This is a genomic window from Enterobacter sp. DN (genome assembly GCF_046054285.1).
Taxonomy (GTDB): Bacteria; Pseudomonadota; Gammaproteobacteria; order Enterobacterales; family Enterobacteriaceae; genus Enterobacter; species Enterobacter hormaechei_C.
This window is the reverse complement of sequence record NZ_JBJJTG010000007.1, coordinates 88,740-109,789: the sequence shown is the minus strand read 5'-3', so window position 1 is coordinate 109,789 and position 21,050 is coordinate 88,740. Positions and strand designations below refer to the sequence as shown.

General features: G+C 55.0%; 22 protein-coding genes. 9 read left to right on the top strand and 13 right to left on the bottom strand.

Going from position 1 to position 21,050, the window contains the following annotated elements; translation table 11 throughout:
- The first annotated feature begins 165 nt into the window (after positions 1 to 165).
- Genes ACJTMZ_RS16750 through ACJTMZ_RS16735 form a run of 4 tightly spaced genes read left to right on the top strand, consistent with a single transcriptional unit; the run spans position 166 to position 3,229 of the window.
- A complete protein-coding gene (locus ACJTMZ_RS16750) occupies positions 166 to 996 on the top strand; it encodes an ABC transporter substrate-binding protein (RefSeq protein ID WP_015570697.1) in 831 nt (276 codons plus the stop codon).
- A gap of 1 nt (position 997) precedes the next feature.
- Positions 998 to 1,813, top strand: coding sequence for an amino acid ABC transporter ATP-binding protein (locus tag ACJTMZ_RS16745; RefSeq protein ID WP_015570698.1), 816 nt, complete (start codon positions 998 to 1,000; stop codon positions 1,811 to 1,813).
- Positions 1,813 to 2,559: an amino acid ABC transporter permease gene (locus tag ACJTMZ_RS16740; protein ID WP_015570699.1), complete on the top strand. Its 747-nt coding sequence runs from the start codon at positions 1,813 to 1,815 to the stop codon at positions 2,557 to 2,559. The genes ACJTMZ_RS16745 and ACJTMZ_RS16740 overlap by 1 nt, the downstream gene beginning before the upstream one ends.
- Entirely contained in the window at positions 2,543 to 3,229 is a 687-nt protein-coding gene (locus tag ACJTMZ_RS16735; RefSeq protein WP_015570700.1) for an amino acid ABC transporter permease, read from the top strand. Before ACJTMZ_RS16740 ends, ACJTMZ_RS16735 begins: the two co-directional genes overlap by 17 nt.
- Here ACJTMZ_RS16735 and fumD read toward each other — a convergent pair.
- The 4 genes from fumD to ACJTMZ_RS16715 all read right to left on the bottom strand — a co-directional run bounded on the left by fumD (position 3,210) and on the right by ACJTMZ_RS16715 (position 6,047).
- Complete coding sequence (gene fumD / locus ACJTMZ_RS16730) at positions 3,210 to 3,419, bottom strand: fumarate hydratase FumD (protein ID WP_003857676.1); 210 nt, start codon at positions 3,417 to 3,419, stop codon at positions 3,210 to 3,212. The two genes, ACJTMZ_RS16735 and fumD, sit on opposite strands and share 20 nt — an antisense overlap.
- Before the next feature lie 108 nt (positions 3,420 to 3,527).
- Positions 3,528 to 4,340, bottom strand: coding sequence for a MetQ/NlpA family ABC transporter substrate-binding protein (locus ACJTMZ_RS16725; protein WP_003857677.1), 813 nt, complete (start codon positions 4,338 to 4,340; stop codon positions 3,528 to 3,530).
- Between the two features lie 23 nt (positions 4,341 to 4,363).
- Complete coding sequence (locus tag ACJTMZ_RS16720) at positions 4,364 to 5,032, bottom strand: methionine ABC transporter permease (RefSeq protein ID WP_017384621.1); 669 nt, start codon at positions 5,030 to 5,032, stop codon at positions 4,364 to 4,366.
- Positions 5,025 to 6,047, bottom strand: a complete 1,023-nt coding sequence (locus ACJTMZ_RS16715; protein ID WP_017384622.1) for a methionine ABC transporter ATP-binding protein — start codon at positions 6,045 to 6,047, stop codon at positions 5,025 to 5,027. The genes ACJTMZ_RS16720 and ACJTMZ_RS16715 overlap by 8 nt, the downstream gene beginning before the upstream one ends.
- A gap of 399 nt (positions 6,048 to 6,446) precedes the next feature.
- Here ACJTMZ_RS16715 and ACJTMZ_RS16710 point away from each other — a divergent pair, with 399 nt between their 5' ends.
- The 4 genes from ACJTMZ_RS16710 to lpp all read left to right on the top strand — a co-directional run bounded on the left by ACJTMZ_RS16710 (position 6,447) and on the right by lpp (position 11,322).
- Entirely contained in the window at positions 6,447 to 7,817 is a 1,371-nt protein-coding gene (locus ACJTMZ_RS16710) for a cystathionine beta-synthase (RefSeq protein WP_017693563.1), read from the top strand.
- 12 nt (positions 7,818 to 7,829) lie between these two features.
- Positions 7,830 to 8,975, top strand: coding sequence for an aminotransferase class I/II-fold pyridoxal phosphate-dependent enzyme (locus ACJTMZ_RS16705; RefSeq protein ID WP_252010526.1), 1,146 nt, complete (start codon positions 7,830 to 7,832; stop codon positions 8,973 to 8,975).
- Positions 8,976 to 9,351: 376 nt separating this feature from the next.
- Positions 9,352 to 10,773: a pyruvate kinase PykF gene (pykF, locus tag ACJTMZ_RS16700; protein ID WP_015570703.1), complete on the top strand. Its 1,422-nt coding sequence runs from the start codon at positions 9,352 to 9,354 to the stop codon at positions 10,771 to 10,773.
- Positions 10,774 to 11,085: 312 nt separating this feature from the next.
- On the top strand, positions 11,086 to 11,322 hold the full coding sequence (gene lpp / locus ACJTMZ_RS16695; protein WP_001082307.1) for a murein lipoprotein Lpp: 237 nt from the start codon (positions 11,086 to 11,088) through the stop codon (positions 11,320 to 11,322).
- A gap of 60 nt (positions 11,323 to 11,382) precedes the next feature.
- Here lpp and ACJTMZ_RS16690 read toward each other — a convergent pair whose 3' ends face one another.
- The 9 genes from ACJTMZ_RS16690 to ACJTMZ_RS16650 form a co-directional block, all read right to left on the bottom strand.
- Positions 11,383 to 12,396, bottom strand: coding sequence for a L,D-transpeptidase family protein (locus ACJTMZ_RS16690; protein WP_017693565.1), 1,014 nt, complete (start codon positions 12,394 to 12,396; stop codon positions 11,383 to 11,385).
- 97 nt (positions 12,397 to 12,493) lie between these two features.
- Positions 12,494 to 12,910 (bottom strand): cysteine desulfuration protein SufE, encoded by a 417-nt coding sequence (gene sufE, locus ACJTMZ_RS16685; RefSeq protein WP_015570705.1) that lies wholly within the window; start codon positions 12,908 to 12,910, stop codon positions 12,494 to 12,496.
- Positions 12,911 to 12,924: 14 nt separating this feature from the next.
- A complete protein-coding gene (gene sufS / locus ACJTMZ_RS16680) occupies positions 12,925 to 14,145 on the bottom strand; it encodes a cysteine desulfurase SufS (RefSeq protein WP_032619799.1) in 1,221 nt (406 codons plus the stop codon).
- The gene (gene sufD / locus ACJTMZ_RS16675; protein WP_015570707.1) at positions 14,142 to 15,413 is read right to left on the bottom strand and encodes a Fe-S cluster assembly protein SufD; all 1,272 of its coding nucleotides are present in this window, start codon (positions 15,411 to 15,413) and stop codon (positions 14,142 to 14,144) included. The genes sufS and sufD overlap by 4 nt, the downstream gene beginning before the upstream one ends.
- Positions 15,388 to 16,134 (bottom strand): Fe-S cluster assembly ATPase SufC, encoded by a 747-nt coding sequence (sufC, locus tag ACJTMZ_RS16670; protein ID WP_003857736.1) that lies wholly within the window; start codon positions 16,132 to 16,134, stop codon positions 15,388 to 15,390. Before sufC ends, sufD begins: the two co-directional genes overlap by 26 nt.
- A gap of 9 nt (positions 16,135 to 16,143) precedes the next feature.
- A complete protein-coding gene (gene sufB, locus ACJTMZ_RS16665) occupies positions 16,144 to 17,634 on the bottom strand; it encodes a Fe-S cluster assembly protein SufB (RefSeq protein WP_408626947.1) in 1,491 nt (496 codons plus the stop codon).
- A gap of 8 nt (positions 17,635 to 17,642) precedes the next feature.
- A complete protein-coding gene (gene sufA / locus ACJTMZ_RS16660) occupies positions 17,643 to 18,011 on the bottom strand; it encodes a Fe-S cluster assembly scaffold SufA (RefSeq protein WP_003857741.1) in 369 nt (122 codons plus the stop codon).
- Between the two features lie 321 nt (positions 18,012 to 18,332).
- Entirely contained in the window at positions 18,333 to 19,061 is a 729-nt protein-coding gene (locus ACJTMZ_RS16655) for a MerR family transcriptional regulator (protein WP_015570709.1), read from the bottom strand.
- A 188-nt stretch (positions 19,062 to 19,249) separates the two neighbouring features.
- Positions 19,250 to 20,470, bottom strand: coding sequence for a diguanylate phosphodiesterase (locus ACJTMZ_RS16650; RefSeq protein WP_015570710.1), 1,221 nt, complete (start codon positions 20,468 to 20,470; stop codon positions 19,250 to 19,252).
- A gap of 339 nt (positions 20,471 to 20,809) precedes the next feature.
- Between ACJTMZ_RS16650 and ycgZ the strand changes: the two genes are divergently transcribed.
- Positions 20,810 to 21,049: a regulatory protein YcgZ gene (ycgZ, locus tag ACJTMZ_RS16645; protein WP_017384632.1), complete on the top strand. Its 240-nt coding sequence runs from the start codon at positions 20,810 to 20,812 to the stop codon at positions 21,047 to 21,049.
- Position 21,050: the final 1 nt, after the last annotated feature.

Sequence of the window (21,050 nt, the reverse complement as noted above, 5' to 3'; positions counted from 1 at the left end):
ATGTGCAGGATCTGCAAATAGCGCCCCGCCGTCTGCTCTCTTCTTTAACACCTTGTTCACTCATGCTTTTTTTCTCATAGCAAAGAACGATTTCTTATTTGGCGATAGCTTTCCCTTATGGGAGCGTAACGGGGTAAAACAAAAACAACGGGATGGCGTATGACTATGGCTGCAAAAATGAAAGGGTTTAAAAAACGGGCGCAGGTTCTGGGATTAGTGGCAGCCTGGGGCCTGGTTTCAGCGCAGGCGCAGGCCGATCGGCTGGCGGATATCAAGGCAGCAGGCGTGGTGAAAGTGGCCACGTTTGATGCCAATCCACCCTTTGGCTCGATTGATGCCAAAACGCATGAGATAGTGGGTTACGACGTGGACTTCGCCAAAGCGCTGGCGAAATCGCTTGGCGTAAAGCTTGAACTGGTCGCCACCAATCCGGCTAACCGTATACCGCTGCTACAGTCCGGAAAAGCGGATCTCATCGTGGCGGATATCACCATCACTCCGGAACGCGCACAGGTCATTGATTTCTCGACGCCTTACTTTGTCACCGGCCAGCAGTTCCTGGTTCCGGCAAAATCACCGGACAAGCTTGATGACTATAGCCGGGCACGCATTGGCGCCGTAAAAGGTACGACGGGTGAACAGGCGCTGCACCAGCGTTTTCCGCAGTCCCGCGTCCTCTCTTATGATGATATTCCGCTGGCGCTGACGGCACTGCGCAATGGCAACGTGCAGGCCATTACCCAGGACAGCACCATTCTGGCCGGTCTGCTGGCGCAGGCGCCGGATAAAGCCGACTTCAAAATCCTGCCCGACCTGCTCAGTAAAGAAGAGATTGGCGTGGGGGTGAAAAAGGGTGAAACGGCGCTGCTGAGAGCCGTTAACGATGAGCTGGTAACCCTGGAGAAAAACGGCCAGGCGGCAAAAATCTATGACGTCTGGTTCGGTCCAGACACCCCAGCTCCACAGCCTCGTAACTTTAAAATAGAAGCCCGGTAATATGCTCTCAGGTTTATTTTCACGCTCCGCGGCCAATGCCGCGGATTTTTCACGTCTGGAACAGGCCAGCGTTGAGTTTCGCCATGTGGACAAACGCTACGGCGACCATCCGGTTTTAACCGACATTAACCTCACCATCATGCCGGGTGAAGTGGTTGCCATTCTCGGCCCTTCGGGTTCCGGAAAATCGACCCTGATTCGGCTTATCAACCAGCTTGAGAGCCTGAGCGGCGGGGAGATTCTGATCGACCACAAGCCGACCGGACAGCTTTCCGGCAGCAGGCTACGTCAGTTACGCAGCCGCGTCGGGTTTGTGTTCCAGCAGTTCAATCTCTATGCCCACCTTACCGCCAGTCAGAACATCACCCTGGCACTGGAGCACGTTCACGGCTGGAAACCCCTGCCCGCCCAGGAGCGCGCGCTGGCGCTGCTGGAGAAGGTCGGCATGCTGGAGAAGGCGCACCGCTTCCCCGCTGAACTTTCCGGCGGACAGCAGCAGCGCGTGGCGATTGCCCGTGCTCTGGCCTCGTCGCCGCAAATCATTCTCTTTGACGAGCCGACGTCGGCACTCGACCCGGAAATGATTGGCGAAGTGCTGTTTGTGATGAAAACCCTCGCCCACAGCGGGATCACCATGATTGTCGTTACCCATGAGATGCAGTTCGCCCGGGAAATTGCCGATCGAATCGTCTTTATCGACGGCGGAAAAATTCTGGAAACCGCGCCCCCGGCGCAATTTTTCAATCAACCGTCGCATCCCCGTGCGAGGCGTTTCCTGCAAAAAGTGCTGGATCCGCTGCATCAGGAGCAACTGTAATGCCCGCTCTGGACTGGCAGGGGGTGCTGGCCGGACAGCCCCTGCACTGGATCCTCTCCGGATTTCTCACCACTCTGTGGGTGACGCTGGCGGGGATTATGCTGGCCAGCCTGCTCGCCTTGTTCTTTATGCTTTTGCGGCTTTCCGGGGGACGTTTCGGGACATTGATCGTCAGCGGCTGGGTATCGCTGTTTCGCAATACGCCGCTGCTGGTACAGCTGCTGTTCTGGTATTTCGCCGCCTGGAACGGGTTGCCGCAGGGGCTGCGTGACGCGGTGAACGCAGACCACAGTTGGTCCATTTTACCCGGTGACGTCTGGTGGTTTACGCCAGAGTTTTTATGCTCCGCCTGGGGGTTAGGCGTCTTTACCTCGGCGTTTTTAATTGAAGAAGTGGAATCGGGGCTGCGTTCCGTACCTGCCGGGCAACGGGAGGCGGCGCTCGCTCAGGGATTTTCCTCATGGCGTCTGTTTCGCTACATTCTTCTGCCTCAGGGGCTCGCTAACGCGTGGCAGCCGGTCGTCGGCCAGTACCTTAACCTGATGAAGCTCTCCTCGCTCGCGAGCGGGATTGGCTTCGCCGAACTGACCTACCAGGTCCGCCAGATAGAAAGTTACAACGCCCATGCACTGGAAGCCTTCACCGTCGGTACGGTGCTCTACTTGCTTACCGGGATGGTGACGGGAAGCGTGCTGGTGCGCCTCGGCCCCCATTCAGGGAGGAAATATCATGATCCCCGGATTTAACGTTATTGTCGAAAACCTGGATTATCTGCTTTGGGGACGTGCGGCTGCGGGAGAACCCGGCGGCGTACTGCTCTCACTGCTGATGGCCGCAGGCGCCGCCGCGCTTGCCCTGCCCGGCGGGATTGTGCTGGCTTGCGTCGCCTGGCGCTATCCCGGCGTGGTGCGCAGTGCGCTGTTTGCGTGGGCAGAGTTGATTCGCGGGATCCCCCTGATCTTCGTGATATTCTGGATGTGGTATCTGCTGCCACTGATAACCGGCAGGGATCTCCCGGGCGCGACGACCGTCACGCTGGCGCTGGCCTGGTTTACCGCGGCTGCGGTGATGCATTCGGTGTTAGCCGGACTGAGAGCCCTGCCGTCGGGCCAGAATGAGGCCGCGCTTTCTCAAGGGTTCAGTACGCAGCAAACGCTGTGGCGCGTGCTGCTGCCGCAGGCGCTGAGAAATATTCTGCCGTCGCTGGTGGGGATTTTTATCAGCCTGCTGAAGGATACGTCGCTGGCGTTTATCGTGAACGTTCCTGAACTGACCACGGTGGCGGGACAGATCAACAACCGGGTGCAAATTTACCCGGCGGCCATTTTTATCTTCACGGGTGTGATCTATTACCTGCTCTGCTGCTCGCTTGAGCTGCTCGCGAAGCGCTGGCGAGTTAGCCGGCCAGCGCTTTAACCACCGTTTCCATCGCTTTGGTGGTCAACTCACTGCGCTTAACGCGCTGGTTCGCCAGCGCGGTACGCAGAACGCCCGCAATGACAATATGTTTCGGCTCCTGCCCTAAATCACGCATTTCGAGAACGACCTTGCCTACCACCCGACACATCTCCTGGTACAGCGCTTCGTCTTTGGTCACATTGCCCATTGCCATCACTCCGTTGCCCTAAACCGTCAGCTTAAATCATTCGTCGGCTGGATACAAAAAAGAAGCCCGGCGTGTAGTTCGCCGGGCTTCGTCTGGAAAATCAGGAGATTAGTTGTTTACCGGGATGACTGCGCCTTTGTATTTGGTGCGGATCCAGTCCTGAATCTCTTTGGAGTGCAGCACGTTCACCAGCGCGACGATATCCTTCTTCTTCTCGTCACCGCGATGAACGGTAATGATGTTGGCGTACGGGTTATTCTCACCGCTTTCTACCGCAATGGGATCGTGGACCGGATCCAGACCGGCATCAATTGCGTAGTTGGCGTTGATCACCACCGCAGCACCTTCGTCGTTGTTGTACATCTGCGGCAGCAGAGACGCTTCCACGTTAGGGGTAAATTGCAGCTTTTTCGGGTTCTCCACGATATCGCTGATGCGCGCGGTCACTTTATCGATGCCTGGCTTCAGCTTGATCACGCCCTCTTTTTCGAAGATGGAGAGAATACGCCCTTCCTCGGAAACCGCATCACGCATGATGATTTTGCCGCCTTCCGGCAGATCCTTCAGCGATTTGTATTTTTTCGAATAGATCCCGATCGGCTCAATGTGGATTGCGCCCGCACTGACAAAATCATAATCCTTATCGCCCGCGTGATCTTTCAGCACGCTGTTCAGGTAAGGGATGTGCTGGAAATAGTTGGCGTCAATGTCATGCCCCGCCAGCGCCGTGTTTGGCAGAATGTAGTCCTGGAACGGTTTAATCTCCAGATCGATACCCTGCTTCGCCAGAATCGGCTTAGCCTGCTCCAGAATTTCCGCGTGCGGGGTGTTGGACGCCCCCACGGTGAGCGTGTCCGCCCAGGAGGCAAAGCTCAGGGCACTCAGGGTTGCGGCGGCGATCAGTGTCAGTGTCTTTTTCATGATGTGGTTCCTGTGTGTATTTATTAGCGTTTATCTAACAGTGAAGTAATGGCATCGCCGCAGAACTGGATAATGAACACGATGATCAGAATGGTCACCGTTGCCACCAGCGTGACGTCACCATGGTTGCGCTGGAATCCTTCCAGATAAGCCAGATTTCCCAAACCGCCGGCACCTATCACCCCTGCCATTGCGCTGTAGCTCACCAGCGCAATCAGCGTCACCGTCATACCTGAAACCAGTGCGGGTGAAGATTCCGGCAATAAAACCCGAAACACTAACGTGCTCAGCCGCGCGCCCATCGAACGCGTGGCCTCAATGACTCCTTTGTCTACTTCTCGCAAGGCAATCTCGACCAGACGGGCGTAGAACGGCGCCGCGCCCACAATCAGGGCGGGCAGCGCAGCGTTAGCGCCGAGAATGGTCCCCACAACGGTCTTGGTGAACGGGATCAGCAGAACGATGAGAATGATGAACGGAATCGAGCGGAACACGTTCACCACAATCGACATCACGCTGTAGACCGTGCGGTTGTGGAATAACCCGCCGCGGGCGGTTAAAAACAGCGCCAGACCAAGCGCGATCCCCAGGACAAACGTCGCCACGCCGGAAAGCGCGGTCATGTAAAGCGTCTCCTGGGTTGCAGCCCAAAGCTGATCCCACTTCAGGTGCGGAAAGAGTTCTTCAGCCATGCTTGATTACCTCGCCTTCAATATCGCTTTGCTTCAGGTCGGCGAGGATATTGTTCAGTTGTTCGTCCGATGCCACCACGTGCACCCAGAGCTGCCCGAAAACACCGTGGGCGGTTTGCGTCATTTTGCCGTGCAGGATGTTAAACGGCAGGCCGTAGCGCAGGGTCAGTTCACCGACGATCGGCCTGTGCGTGCTGTGCCCGGTGAAGGTCAGCCTGATCACCGTGCCTTCCAGATCGTTTGCCAGTTCGGTATTGAAGGTCTCTTCCTCCGCGTACTGGCTCACCTGGCGGACAAACTGCCGGGTGATCGGCTGCTGCGGATGCGTAAACACGCTCAGCACGTCCCCCTCTTCCACCACCTTGCCGTTTTCCATCACCGCCACGCGGTCGCAGATTTTGCGCACCACGTGCATCTCATGCGTAATGAGTACGATGGTCAGGTTAAAGCGACGGTTAATGTCCAGGAGCAGATCGAGGATCTGATCGGTGGTCTGCGGATCCAGCGCCGAGGTGGCTTCGTCACACAGCAGTACGTCCGGATGATTGGCCAGCGCGCGGGCAATGCCCACACGTTGTTTTTGCCCGCCGCTCAGCTGGGATGGGTAGGCATTCTCGCGCCCCTTCAGGCCGACCAGCTCCACCAGCTCGGCAACGCGAGCCTGAATTTGCGCTTTTGGCACACCGGCAATTTGCATTGAAAAGGCGATATTTTCCTTCACCGTGCGCGACCAGAGCAGGTTAAAGTGCTGGAACACCATGCTGATTTTCAGGCGTGCCTGACGCAGCGCTTCTCCCTTCGCGGCGGAGATATCCTGACCGTTAATGGTGACGCTGCCGGCGCTGGGCTTTTCCAGACCGTTCAGCAGACGGATCAGCGTACTTTTCCCGGCCCCGCTGTAACCGATGATCCCGTAAATCTGTCCCTGCTCTATCGTCAGGTTGACGTTATCTACGGCTGTCAGCGCCTGTTTCCCGTTGTCAAAAACCTTCGAAATATTGCTGAGTACAATCATTCTTATTCGTTATCCGTTTCGCATATAGCGGTTTAGCAGTATGGATGTCCAAAAGATAGTAAACAGCCGTTATCAGCTTTTAAATGACCAAAAAAGAATTTCTTATAATGCTCAGGAATAAGCAGCGAACTGGCGGGTGAAAAGCATTTAGATGAATATCAGCAATAATTATCTGCCATTTGCATATCAGGTCTTACTCACCCGACGAAATCGGCTAATTTTGCAGCACTTTATGCGGATATAGCCATCCTCACATCCGGACAACTTTACGTCTTGCTGTCTTTCCATCTGAAAACACAAGGATTATTCCTTTCCGTTCTAAAACTCAGTGAAAGGTTCTTTATTGAGAAAATTTCATGGTTCTATCATCCGGTCATCACCTCTTCACAGGACATGACCATGACGCTTTACCACTCCGTCACCGAACTGATTGGCCGTACGCCGCTCATCCAGCTGCACAAGCTGGACACCGGCCCCTGCTCGCTGTTTCTGAAGCTGGAAAACCAGAATCCCGGCGGCTCGATTAAAGACCGCGTCGCGTTGTCGATGATTAATGAAGCCGAGCGTACGGGCCAGCTACGGCCCGGCGGCACCATTATTGAAGCCACGGCGGGGAACACCGGCCTGGGGCTGGCGTTGATTGCGGCGCAGAAGGGCTACTCGCTGATCCTGGTGGTGCCGGACAAAATGAGCCGCGAGAAGATTTTCCACCTGCGCGCGTTAGGGGCGCAGGTCGTGCTGACCCGTTCAGATGTGAATAAAGGGCATCCGGCCTACTACCAGGATTATGCCCGGCGGCTGGCGAACGAACTGCCAGGCGCGTTTTATATTGATCAGTTCAATAACGCGGCCAATCCGCTGGCGCACCGCACCACTACCGCACCGGAACTGTTTGAACAGCTTGACGGCCAGATCGATGCCATCGTCGTCGGCGTGGGGTCCGGCGGTACGCTGGGCGGCTTACAGGCGTGGTTTGCAGAACATTCGCCGCAGACGGAATTTGTGCTTGCCGATCCGGCCGGGTCGGTGCTGGCGGACCAGGTTGAGACCGGACGCCATCACGATGCCGGATCGTGGCTGGTTGAGGGCATTGGCGAAGACTTTATCCCTCCGCTGGCGCACATCGAAGGGGTTAACCGCGCCTGGCGCATTACCGATGGCGAGGCGTTCACCACCGCCCGCGATCTGCTAAAAACGGAAGGGATCCTGGCGGGCTCTTCCACCGGCACGCTGCTGGCGGCGGCGCTGAAATATTGCCAGGCGCAGACTACGCCAAAACGTGTGGTCACCTTCGCCTGCGACAGCGGCAATAAATACCTCTCGAAGATGTTCAACGACGACTGGATGCGCCAGCAGGGGCTGATTTCGCGTCCGCAGGCAGGCGATCTCTCGGACTATATTGCCCTGCGCCACGATGAAGGCGCGACGGTGACTGCCGCCCCGGACGACACGCTTTCCACCGTGCTGGCCCGCATGCGCCTGTACGACATCTCCCAGCTGCCGGTGCTCGATAACGACAAGGTCGTCGGCATCATCGACGAGTGGGACCTGCTGCGACACATCGGGGGAGATGCCGATCGCTTCTCTCTCCCCGTGACGGCGGCCATGACGCGTCAGGTCGAATATCTGGATAAGCAGGCCCCGGAGAGCGCCCTGTACGCCATCTTTGACCGTGGCCTGGTGGCGATTATTTATGACGAAGATCGCTTTCTGGGTCTAATCACACGCAGTGATGTACTCACCGCCTGGCGTAACCGCCTGACAAAATAAAAGGAGCAAAAGATGAAAAACCTGGCCACCCTCAGCGTTCACAGCGGTGAGTATCACGACCCGCACGGCGCCGTGATGCCGCCAATTTACGCCACGTCGACGTTTGCGCAACCGGCACCGGGTGAACATACCGGCTACGAATACTCCCGGAGCGGCAATCCAACCCGCCACGCGCTGGAGACCGCCATCGCCGAACTGGAAGGCGGCACGCGCGGGTACGCTTTCGCGTCAGGGCTGGCAGCCATTTCCACCGTGCTCGAACTGCTGGATAAAGACAGCCATATCGTCGCCATTGACGACGTGTATGGCGGTACGTATCGCCTGATCGAAAACGTGCGCAAGCGCAGCACTGGGTTACAGGTGAGCTGGGTTAAGCCGGACGATGTAGCCGGGCTTGAGGCCGCCATTCGCCCGGACACGCGCATGATCTGGGTGGAAACGCCAACGAACCCGCTGCTGAAACTGGCCGACCTGGAGGCCATCGCGGACATTGCCCGGCGCCATAATGCGATCAGCGTGGCGGATAATACCTTCGCCTCCCCGGTCATTCACCGGCCGCTGGAGGCGGGGTTCGATATAGTGGTCCACTCCGCCACTAAATATCTCAACGGTCATTCAGACGTGGTTGCCGGGCTGGCTGTTGTCGGGGCAAATAAGGATCTCGCGGAGCGTCTGGGCTATCTGCAAAACGCGGTTGGCGGCGTTCTGGATCCGTTCAGCAGTTTCCTGACGCTGCGGGGGATTCGCACCCTCTCACTGCGCGTTGAGAAGCACAGCGCCAACGCACTGGCAATTGCGCAATGGCTGGAGCAGCATCCTCAGGTAGACCGCGTGTTCTATCCCGGGCTGGCGTCACATCCCCAGTATGCGCTGGCCCGCAGACAAATGGCGCTGGCGGGCGGCATGATCTCCGTTGTGATTAAAGGCGATGCGCAACGCGCGACAGAGGTGATCCGTCACCTAAAGCTCTTTACCCTGGCGGAAAGTCTGGGCGGTGTGGAGAGCCTGGTGAGCCAGCCCTACAGCATGACCCACGCCTCCATACCACTGGCGCAGCGTCTTGCAAACGGCATTGTGCCGCAGCTTATCCGCCTGTCGGTGGGGATTGAGGATGCGAAGGATCTGATCGCCGACCTTCAGCAGGCGCTGGAAAAGTGAGCAAAAAACGGCGGGCGTTGCGCCTGCCGTCATAAGATGACATTAGACCTTAACGCCTTGATAACAAACTTATGTGAATCTGCACAGATTGTTTTGAAACGCTGTTTCCATTTTCCTTTTTACTGTAAATCAGCGTATAATGCGCGCCAAATCCCTGGTGAATGGTTTCAGCGCTTGGAATACAAAAAACAACGTACAACTTCTCCTCTCCTTCGTTGGGCTGGCACTCAGGCACACTTTCTTCTGCACGCTCATTTGATGTCACCTATTCTTAGTGCGTGTCATATACTCTTTCGCAACACAGGTTTGACTCCGCGGCGGTGCGCCCCCGGAGCGAGATTTCCATATCCTTCCCAACTTAAAGACTAAGACTGTCATGAAAAAGACGAAAATTGTTTGTACTATCGGCCCGAAAACCGAATCCGAAGAGATGCTGAGCAAAATGCTGGATGCCGGCATGAACGTGATGCGTCTGAACTTCTCCCACGGCGACTATGCTGAACACGGTCAGCGTATCCAGAACTTGCGCAACGTGATGAGCAAGACCGGGAAAAAAGCTGCAATCCTGCTCGACACCAAAGGTCCTGAAATCCGCACCATCAAACTGGAAGGCGGTAACGACGTTTCCCTGAAAGCGGGCCAGACCTTCACCTTCACCACCGACAAATCCGTTGTGGGTAACAACGAAATTGTTGCCGTGACCTACGAAGGCTTCACCAGCGATCTGTCCGTTGGCAACACCGTACTGGTGGATGACGGCCTGATCGGCATGGAAGTGACCGCGATCGAAGGTAACAAGGTTATCTGTAAAGTGCTGAACAACGGCGACCTGGGCGAAAACAAAGGCGTTAACCTGCCGGGTGTGTCCATTGCGCTGCCAGCGCTGGCTGAAAAAGACAAACAAGACCTGATCTTCGGCTGCGAACAAGGCGTGGACTTCGTTGCTGCCTCCTTTATCCGTAAACGTTCTGACGTGGTTGAGATCCGTGAGCACCTGAAAGCGCACGGCGGCGAGAATATCCAGATTATCTCCAAGATCGAAAACCAGGAAGGCCTGAACAACTTCGACGAAATCCTCGAAGCGTCTGACGGTATCATGGTAGCGCGTGGCGACCTGGGCGTTGAAATCCCGGTTGAAGAAGTGATCTTCGCGCAGAAGATGATGATCGAGAAATGTGTTCGCGCGCGTAAAGTGGTTATCACCGCAACGCAGATGCTGGACTCCATGATCAAAAACCCACGCCCTACCCGCGCTGAAGCAGGCGACGTGGCGAACGCCATCCTCGACGGTACCGATGCCGTTATGCTGTCTGGCGAATCTGCAAAAGGGAAATACCCTCTGGAAGCGGTCGGCATCATGGCGACCATCTGTGAGCGTACCGACCGCGTGATGAAAAGCCGTCTGGATTACAACAACGACAGCCGTAAACTGCGCATCACCGAAGCCGTGTGCCGTGGTGCGGTAGAAACCGCCGAGAAACTGGAAGCCCCACTGATTGTCGTGGCGACCCAGGGCGGTAAATCTGCGCGTGCCGTGCGTAAATACTTCCCGGATGCGACCATTCTGGCGCTGACCACCAACGAAACCACCGCACGTCAGCTGGTGCTGAGCAAAGGCGTGATCCCACACCTGGTGAAAGAGATTGCCTCTACCGATGATTTCTATCGTCTGGGTAAAGAAGTGGCGCTGGAACTGGTTGATTGTGGCCTGGCCCAGAAAGGCGACGTGGTGGTTATGGTTTCTGGCGCGCTGGTTCCAAGCGGCACCACCAACACGGCATCTGTCCACGTGCTGTAATATTTCACGAACAAATTATTGTTTTGTTAAAAAGCGTCCTTCGGGGCGCTTTTTTTATTCCCGCCTTTAACCAGAACTATTCAAAAAGCAAATCGGGTTTTTCTATTTAATCGCGATTTATCTAAGATGAATCCGATGAAAAATGCCTTTTTTAACATAGCTTTTTCGTCAAAATTGCCGATTTCGTTGCTTCTTTGAGCGAACGATCAAAAATAGGCGTAATCCCATCAAAAAAATATTCTCAACCCAAAAAACTTTGTGTAATACTTGTAACGCTACATGGAGATTAACTCAATCTAGAGGGTATTAATAATGAATCGTACTAAACTGGTACTGGGCGCGGTAATCCTGGGTTCTACTCTGCTGGCAGGTTGCTCCAGCAACGCTAAAATCGATCAGCTGTCTTCTGACGTTCAGACTCTGAACGCTAAAGTTGACCAGCTGAGCAACGACGTGAACGCAATGCGTTCCGACGTTCAGGCTGCTAAAGACGACGCAGCTCGCGCTAACCAGCGTCTGGACAACCAGGCTACTAAATACCGTAAGTAATAGTACCTGTTAATAAAATGGCGCACATTGTGCGCCATTTTTTTTGCCTTCGTCAAACCTCTACTGAAGCGCTTTCTCTCCCTCACCTTCCGCCACCGCCGCTGAGACACGACTGTTCTGCACCGACAGGACAGAATTGCTGGCTGACGAACCATTGCCTGCTGAAACGGCCACCGGGATCCCCGCTCTGCGCGCCAGGGCTTTATCGATAAGCGTTTTATCGCTACCTGACTCCGCTGCAAAGGCGGTAAACGCCGCCGAGTGCGTGAACGGCACCGTCTGTGGGTTTTCGCCCTCAGCCTGCGCCAGCGGCCTGTGCACCTCGATATAACGTTTGCCGTCCGGCTCGACGGAGAACTTCACCGGCTCATTGATGATCTGCACCCGCGTGCCGACGCGCACTTGCTCAAACAACGCTTTGATATCCGGCGCATTCATTCGCATACAACCCGAGCTGACCCGCAGCCCTACGCTGTCCGGCGCGCTGGTGCCGTGAATAAGATATTCCCCATTCCCGATGCCCAGACGCAGCGCAAAGCGCCCCAGCGGGTTATTTGGCCCTGCGGGTACCACAGGCGGCAGTTTAATGCCCTGGGCCAGTGAGCGCGCTCTGATGCCCGCTGTGGGGGTCCAGGTAGGGTTAGGGATTTTCTGACTCACACGGGTGGTGCTGACCGGTGTTTCCAGCCCAAGCTGACCAATACCCAGCGGATAGACCTGCACGATATTTTCGCCTGGCGGATAGAAGTAAAGACGCAGCTCCGCCAGATTCACCACAATGCCCTCGCGCTCGGTGTCTGGCAGTAGCATCTGGGAAGGGATGGTAATGACCGTTCCTGGCGCAGGGTTCACCGGTGCAATGGTATTATTGGTTTCAAGGATGAGCTGTGCGGCGGTATTAAACCGACGAGCGATAGACTGAAGTTTATTGTCACCTTCCTGAATGGTGTATGTCTGGTTTTGCCCAATCAGGCGGCTGCCTGCGGGCGGTAAAGGATAATCAACCGCCCTGGCTGAATTAACAGCACTGAGCGAACCAAGGAGTAATAGAGTTATTAGAGACGCGCGCTTCATGCTGAGATTCCTTATTCACTGACCAAACGTCAGAAAGCTGAAAAACCAGCGAGGTGGAAACCACCCCGCGAAACAGAATGAATGCTGTTCTGTCAGTTTAGCTAAGGATTGCGGCTTTGGCGCGTATGGCGCGGATCATCGCTTCCAGCCCCTGGGATCGGGACGGGGTGAGGTGTTGGGTTAAGGCCATTTTTTCAAACCACGGGCGAACGTCAAAGGCGACAATATCCTGCGCCGACATCTGATGATAAAGAATAAATACGACGGCAATAAGCCCCTTCACAATGGCGGCATCGCTGTCACCCTGTAATTGAATTACGCCTTCGTCCGTCTGCTGCATCAGGATCCAGACCTGGCTCTGGCAGCCCTGAATGATGTTGTCCGGGTTATGCGCCTCTTCGCTGAGCGGCGGCAGGCGCTGACCCAGCTCGATGATATAAAGGTATTTCTCTTCCCAGTTTGCGCAACGCCCAAAGTTGCGCAGCAATTTATCTCTGTCCGGCAAATCTGCCATCTCTCGCCTCTCCGTTAGCCAAGCAGCTGGTGAATACGTTTTAGTCCCGCCACCAGTCTGTCGACCTCTTCCGTTGTGTTGTACATCACCAGCGATGCGCGGCACATAGCCGGTACCTGATAATACGCCATCAGCGGCATCGCGCAGTGATGCCCGGTACGCACGGCGACGCCGTAATTATCAAGGAAACTGCCCACATCATAGGCGTGATGCTTGCCGAGGTTGAAGGCTATCACACCCAGACGGTCAGCAGGGCCATATAAGGTCAGTTCCGGGACGCTGGCCAGCTCCTGCAAGGCATAATGCATCAGCTGCTGTTCGTACTCCTGAATCGCCGCCAGCCCCGTTTCAGTGACGTAGCTAATGGCCGCGCCCAGCCCGATGATCCCGCCCGTGTTGGGCGTACCCGCCTCGAAGCGCCAGGGCGCACGGGCGTAGGTTGTGCCGTCCGTCAGGCTGACGGTGGCGATCATTGACCCGCCCCCTTCCCACGGCGGCATGGCCTGGAGAATGTCCTCTTTCACATACAACACGCCGATGCCCGTCGGGCCATACAGCTTGTGCCCGGAGAAGACGTAGAAATCGCAGTCCAGGGCCTGAACGTCAACCGCATGATGCATCACCGCCTGGGCGCCATCAATCAACACTTTCGCACCAACCTGATGGGCTTTGTCGACGATCAGCGCCACCGGATTTTCCGTCCCCAGCACGTTTGAAACGTGGGTCACCGCCACCAGCCGCGTTCTGTCGTCCAGCAGGGCGTCCAGCTTTTCCAGCTGGAGCGTGCCGTCTTCATTCAGGGGGATCACCCGCAGTTGCGCCCCCACACGCTCACAGAGCATCTGCCAGGGCACGATGTTGGCGTGGTGCTCCATCTGGGTGATGATGATGTTATCCCCCGCGTGCACCTGCGCATTGCCCCAGCTGTTAGCCACCAGGTTGATCCCTTCGGTGGTGCCGCGCACGAATACCAGCTCTTCCGGCGAACGCGCGTTGAGGAAGGCAGCAACCTGCGTGCGCACGTTTTCCATGCGCTGGGTCGCCTCGGCGCTCAGGGTGTGGATCCCGCGATGTACCGCCGCATAACCGTGGCGGTAAAACTCGGCTTCCGCATCCACCACCTGATTTGGTTTTTGCGCGCTGGCCGCACTGTCGAGATAGGCCAGCGGCAGACCGTTCACTTCACGGGTCAGTACCGGAAAATCTGCCCGGACTTTCTCTACGGGAAATGTCATGCTTCGCCTCCAGGCAGCCGCTGACCGATACGGGCCAGCACCTGCTGTTTAAGTCCGCCATCGGGCAGCGCTTCCGTCAGCTCAGCCGCAAAGGCGTAAATAATCATCTTTTGCGCGGCCTGCTGGTCTATCCCGCGCGAGCGCAGGTAGAACATCTGCTCATCGTCAATACGCCCGACCGTCGCGCCGTGGCTGCATTTCACGTCGTCCGCATAGATTTCTAGCTGTGGTTTGGTGTCCACCTCTGCCAGACGTCCCAGCAAGAGGTTGTTGTTGGTCATCTGCCCGTCAGTTTTGATGGCGTGCTGCGCCACGTTGATCAGGCCGTTAAACACCGCACGTCCTTTGTCGCTGACGATGGTTTTGTGCAGCTGACGGCTGTTGCAGTAGCCTTTGTTATGCTCAAGCCAGGTGCGCGTGTCGCACACTTCTGACTTCACCGGCATCGCCAGGCTGTTAATACGCAGCGTAGTGTTTTCACCGTTCAGCTGGGTGCTGGTATTGTGGCGCAGCACCGCGCCGCCAAGCAGGAAGCTATGGCTGTACGCCGCGGCATCCTGGCCCAGCAGAATATCGTTGTGGGCGAAGTGGTGACTTAGCGGATTCTCAAACGCCAGCTTGATGTGGTGCAGCTGGGCATTGGCCGCCACGTTCATCGTCAGACGCGAACCGGTAAAATGACGGGTGTCGTTAAGGCTGACGTAATGCTCGATCACCGTCGCCTCCGCCCCTTCTGCCAGCTCAAGATGGTGGCGATAGTGGGCGGTGTTAATCTCATCACCCTCAACGCCCTGGGTAATATGCATCAGCAGCAGCGGTTTCGCCGGACGCTGGTTACGCTTAACGCGAATATGGGTGACAGATTGCGACAGGCTCTCTGTCAGGTGCAGGAAGACTTCAGGCTGAACGGGCGCGTTCAGCGACTGACGTTCATCGTTAATGACGATATCGAACCCGCTCTCCTGCACGCTGTCGCTCAGCTCCGCACGGAACAGACCGTCGACAAACACCAGACGCACGGCATCCACGCTCAGCGCCAGCATGTCGCGCTGATCGGGGCTGACCTGCGCCAGACGGGTGACAAACTCGCCGTTCAGCAGGCCATCCAGCGGGGTATATTTCCAGTTCTCATGTTTACGCGTCGGTAAACCGAGACGCAGCATCTGCTGGAGATGGTGCTGAGCCTGTTCAGAGCGCGCTCCACCCTGCGCTTCAAACAGCCGGTGCCACTGCTGAAGTGCATTACTGCTGTTCGGTAAGCCAGCCATAACCCTGCTCCTCCAGTTGTTTAACCAGCGTAAAGTCACCGGATTTCACAATGCGTCCCTGGTAAAGCACATGGACATAGTCCGGTTTGATGTAGTCAAGTATTCGCTGGTAGTGAGTCACGATGATAAATGAGCGGTTGCCGTCACGCAGGGAGTTCACCCCGTCGGCAACGATCTTCAGGGCATCGATATCCAGCCCTGAATCGGTCTCATCGAGAATGCACAGCGCCGGTTCCAGAACCGCCATTTGCAGAATATCGTTACGTTTCTTCTCACCGCCGGAGAAACCCACGTTTACCGAGCGGGTCAACAGATCTTCCGGCATTTTCAGCAGCTTGATCTTCTCTTCCATCAGATCCTGGAAGTCAAAGCGATCCAGCGCCTCAAGGCCGCGATACTTGCGCACCGCGTTCAGCGCGGTTTGCAGGAAGAACTGGTTGCTGACGCCCGGAATTTCCACCGGATACTGGAAGGCCATAAAGATGCCCTCGCCGGCACGCTCTTCCGGCGACATCTCCAGCAGATCTTTGCCGTTAAACTCAACGGAGCCGCTGGTAACTTCATAATCTTCGCGTCCTGCCAGCGTCGCTGAAAGCGTACTTTTCCCGGAGCCGTTTGGCCCCATGATGGCGTGAACTTCACCCGGTTTGACGTCAAAATTGAGGCCACGCAGGATCTCTTTCTCTTCCACGCTAACCTGTAAATCTTTAATGCTTAACATGTGCTTTCCTTAACCGACGCTGTGTTCAAGACTAATGGCGAGGAGTTTCTGGGCTTCAACGGCAAATTCCAGCGGCAGTTCAGAGAACACGTCCTTACAGAAGCCGTTAACGATCATTGAAATCGCATCTTCTTCACTGATCCCGCGTTGCAGGCAGTAGAAAAGCTGATCTTCACCAATACGTGACGTAGTTGCCTCATGCTCAAGCTGGGCGCTGTTATTGCGGCATTCGACATACGGGAAGGTATGCGCCCCGCAGTCCGCGCCAATCAGCATGGAGTCACACTGGGTGAAGTTACGCGCGTTGGTTGCCGTCGGCATGATTTTCACCAGCCCGCGATAGCTGTTCTGGCTGTGACCGGCAGAGATCCCTTTGGAGATGATGGTCGATTTGGTGTTTTTACCGATGTGGATCATCTTGGTGCCGGTATCGGCCTGCTGATGACCGCTGGTCAGCGCCACGGAGTAAAACTCACCGATGGAGTTGTCGCCGCGCAGAATACAGCTCGGGTATTTCCAGGTAATGGCGGAGCCGGTTTCTGACTGCGTCCAGGACATTTTGCTGTTTTCGCCTTCGCACAGCGCGCGTTTGGTGACGAAGTTCAGAATACCACCGGTGTTGCCGTCGCCCGGGAACCAGTTCTGTACCGTAGAGTACTTCACTTCCGCATCTTTATGGATGATCACCTCCACCACCGCCGCGTGCAGCTGGTAGCTGTCACGCACAGGAGCGGAGCACCCTTCGATATAGCTGACGTAGCTGCCTTCATCGGCCACCAGGATGGTGCGTTCAAACTGACCGGTTTTTTCCGCGTTGATGCGGAAATAGGTCGAGAGCTCCATCGGGCAGCGCACGCCTTTCGGCACGTAGATAAAGGTGCCGTCTGACGCCACCGCCGCATTCAGTGCCGCGAAGAAGTTATCGTTACTCGGCACCACGGTACCAATATACTTTTTCACCAGCTCGGGGTGATCGTGAATGGCTTCACCAAAGGAACAGAAAATGATCCCCTGCTCCGCCAGTTTTTCACGGTAGGTGGTTGCCACCGAGACGGAGTCAAAAATGGCGTCTACCGCCACCTCTTTGCCTTCGCGCACGGGCACGCCGAGCTGATTAAACGCTTCTTCAACTTCTTTGCTCAGGAAACTGTTCTCCGCGCCGGTTTGCTGAACCGCGCCGGGTTGCGAGGCACAGGTATCATCACAGCTGCCGCAGGAGGGCGCGGAGTAGTAGCTATAATCCTGATAGTTCAGCTTATCGTAATGCGCTTTCAGCCAGTGGGGTTCTTCCATCTCCAGCCACGCGCGGAATGCGCTCAGACGAAACTCCAGCATCCACTCCGGCTCGTTACGTTTCGCCGAAATGGCGCGCACGACCTCTTCGTTGATGCCTTTCGCCAGCTCATCGGTTTGCAGCTGCGTGAAGAAACCCTCTTTATAGTTGAGGTGTCCGCCGCTCCAGGTGTTTACATTACTCGTTGCTTCAGTATTACGAGACATAGTACCGCCTATACCCCAAAGCTTTCGCCGCAGCCGCATTCGTTCTGGGCTTTCGGGTTATGAAATTTGAATAACTGGTTTAAACCTTCCCGAACGTAGTCGACTTCGGTTCCATCGATAAACGGCATCGCCTGTAGCGCGACGTATAACTTTGCACCGTCAGTTTCAAAGACCAGATCGTCCTTTTCAGGTTCGGTTACGGTATCCAGCACGTAGCCAAATCCCGCGCAGCCAGTCTGCTTAACGCCTAAGCGTACGCCGAGGATGTCGGGATTTTTTGCCACCAGCTCATGAATATGAGCCGCCGCCGCGGGCGTCAGCGTTAAGCCACGCCAGGCAAAATCGGCCGGATTGAAGGTTTCTGAATGCAGTTCCATAGGTCCACCTCATCTGATAAGCCACCAGGGCATAACACCATGTTAGTGATAACGATTATCACTTCAACCCCCTGCGAGCAGGGGCTTTGGGCTAAACCGCCCTTTTTGGCTACTTTCATTAAGCATAGACCCTGTGACGGGATGCGGATGGGAGGGTTAGATTTGTTCAATGCATTGATAAATAATGCATTTCATAAGAAAGACGGTAAGGTGGCGGGCAATGATAAAAATTGTATTGGAAATACCTATTTTTGAGATAGCTATCTTCCAATAAGAAAGCTGACTCGAAAAGACAAAAAGGCCCTGACGGACCCCTTAACATCAGTGATGGAACGAAACGGCGAAACCCTGTTCACGCCAGTGGTCGAGCTGCTCCTGTTGACGAGGCGTAGGCGCTTTACCGGTCCAGACGAAGATTTTTTGCCCGGGGAAGAGTTCAGGACGTGGAGAATCAATCGGCTCAGCCAGCACGTCGATATGCCAGCCTTTGTAGGCAAGACGGGCCGCTTCCAGCCACAAATGCGTACGGTCGTCGCACTCCCACCCAATCAGCAGCGCATCCTTACCTGCTTTTTTTCGCGACTCACCCAGGCTTGCAACGGCAAACTCAATCAGGACACCGTCCAGCAGGCTCGCCATGTGACGCACCGTATTCTGGTCCTGGTTCATTCGCTGCCGCACAGGGGTGATGATGTTATCTATCAGAACATCCATCGCATGGTCACGGCGGAACTCGCCGATTTTGGCGCGCAGTTTTGCCGGACTGGCATAGCGCAGAACGGTTAACATCTCTTCCTGAAACGATGCCCAGTTTCCCTGAGTCATCACTTCTGTATTTTCAAGAAGCGCTTTTACTTTACCGACCGAAACACCCGTTTTCATCAGGCGTTTGATCTCTTCGATACGCAGGATATCTTCATCGTCAAACTGACGATGACCCCCTTCGCTTCGCTGCGGCTTCAACAATCCATAACGGCGCTGCCAGGCACGCAGCGTAACGGGGTTGATACCGCATCGTTCGGCCACTTCGCCGATACTGTAATAGGCCATTAACTCCCTCACGCACAATACTTCCATACCTAACCAAACCAACCTTATCAGATTGTACAAATCATTTGTATAACTAACTCCTCGTTCTGAGACAAGTGAATGGCTCAACGAACCACTCACTCGTTAATGTATTGTTGTATAAATTTAGCCGTACGTACAGGTCACTTTTAAGAGTTACGTACAGGTTTTTATAAATCGTACTTTTTCTCGGGCCAGGCAATCGCCGGTATGCCCCCCAGGCGCGGGCTGGCGAAAAGGTGTCCCTGGAACTGAGAAATCCCGGCAGATTCCAGCCACATCCACTCTTCAGCCAGCTCTACGCCTACCGCACAGAACAGAATTTCCAGGGAGGCGCAGCATTTAATAATTGACTGAATGATCGCCTGACGAGGGCCGCTCTTGTGCACGTTGGCAATCAAGTCACGGTTAATCTTGATTCTGTCCGGCTGAAACTGGGCCAGCAGTTGCAGACCGGCGAATCCCGCGCCAAAGTGATCGATGGCCACGCTGATCCCGGCGCTTTTAAGCTGTCTGACCGCGCTGGTGAACTCTTCGAAGCGCGAGATCGCCTCGCTCTCGGTGAACTCGACCACAATTTGCTCCGGCACAAAACCGTTCGCCTCAATTGCCGTCAGTAAAAAATCGACGGCGCCAGGAACATTGACCAGCGTCATCGGCAGCAGATTAATGGACAACGTTTGAGTCTGTAGGCCCAGCGCGCTGGCCATCGACAAAGCCACCTGTTTACTCTTCAGATCCGATTCGTACAGCGCCTCACGCGACAGGTTGGCAAAATAGCTTTCCGGGGACTCACCGGACGGCGTGCGGATCAGGGCTTCCCAGGAAACTACCTGCTGCATAAACGGATCGACGATAGGTTGAAATGCGAAACTACAGTCCGCGCCCTTTGCCACTACTGTCGGCTGGGAGGATAACGGCGTATTTTCGGTGACAAACTCCCAGGCGTCAGCCGGAGGCAGCTCAAAGTAGTTGGCTTTTTCAGTGGCCTCAACGAAGGTGCGGAAAAATTGCAGGGCGCGATCGTTATAGGTCAGCTGATAGCGCGTTGTGCCTTTATCGAGTACCTGTTGCAGCACTTCGTCGGTATCGTACTGACGAAGGTCAAAGAGCTCCATACCCACGTTGCCAAAACGTCTTGAAGGCCCGTGATCGCTTAACAATTCGACCACGTTGTGATGCCGTGGGTCACGGCAGATGAGCTCATAGATCTCCTTAACGTTATCAGCGGGCCCTTCAAGTAACTGAAAAAAGTGTGTGCCGTTAAACAGCAAAATCCCCGTCACATCGAACTGGCGATTTCTACAATTTGCAGCAGCGACCATGTCTTCCAGCGCTTTCACTGGAACGTCCTCGCAGATATGACTGCGGTAAATGATGGTTGTGAGCATGCTAATCCTGAAGATTGAGGGGGTGACCACGAAAACACGTGGGGAAAACTCTGTTATAGCACATTAATTGCCCAACAAATAATTTACATCTCAACGATTTACACGGCTTTTTTGCGTCATTTACGGGCTTGTACAACTCTGCGACGCCGCTTCGGATTGTACAATATATCTTGTGAATACCGCAGTAAATCGTATAAGAATAAGTAACTGATAAATAATGATTTTATAAAATATATTATAAAATGTTTAAAAAATTGTACATTTTAAATGTACAGATTTGAAAATTATGTATACCTTAAATGTAACGTTACTGATTACGAAAATTTACAGGAGCGAAACATGCAGCAGAACGGACACCTCGCAGACTCGGCAACAGCGATTGCGCAGTATTTCGAAAAAGCCGCGCTTCCAACCCAACAGGAAACATTGGGTCAGGTTGTTGTTGAAATCCTTAGCGACGGGCGAAATCTGAATCGCAAATCGCTCTGCACAAAACTGTTGAGTCGCCTTGAAAAGGCCAATGGCCCGGAAGAGGAACATCATTATCACATGCTTCTTGGCCTGCTCTTCGAACGTTAAT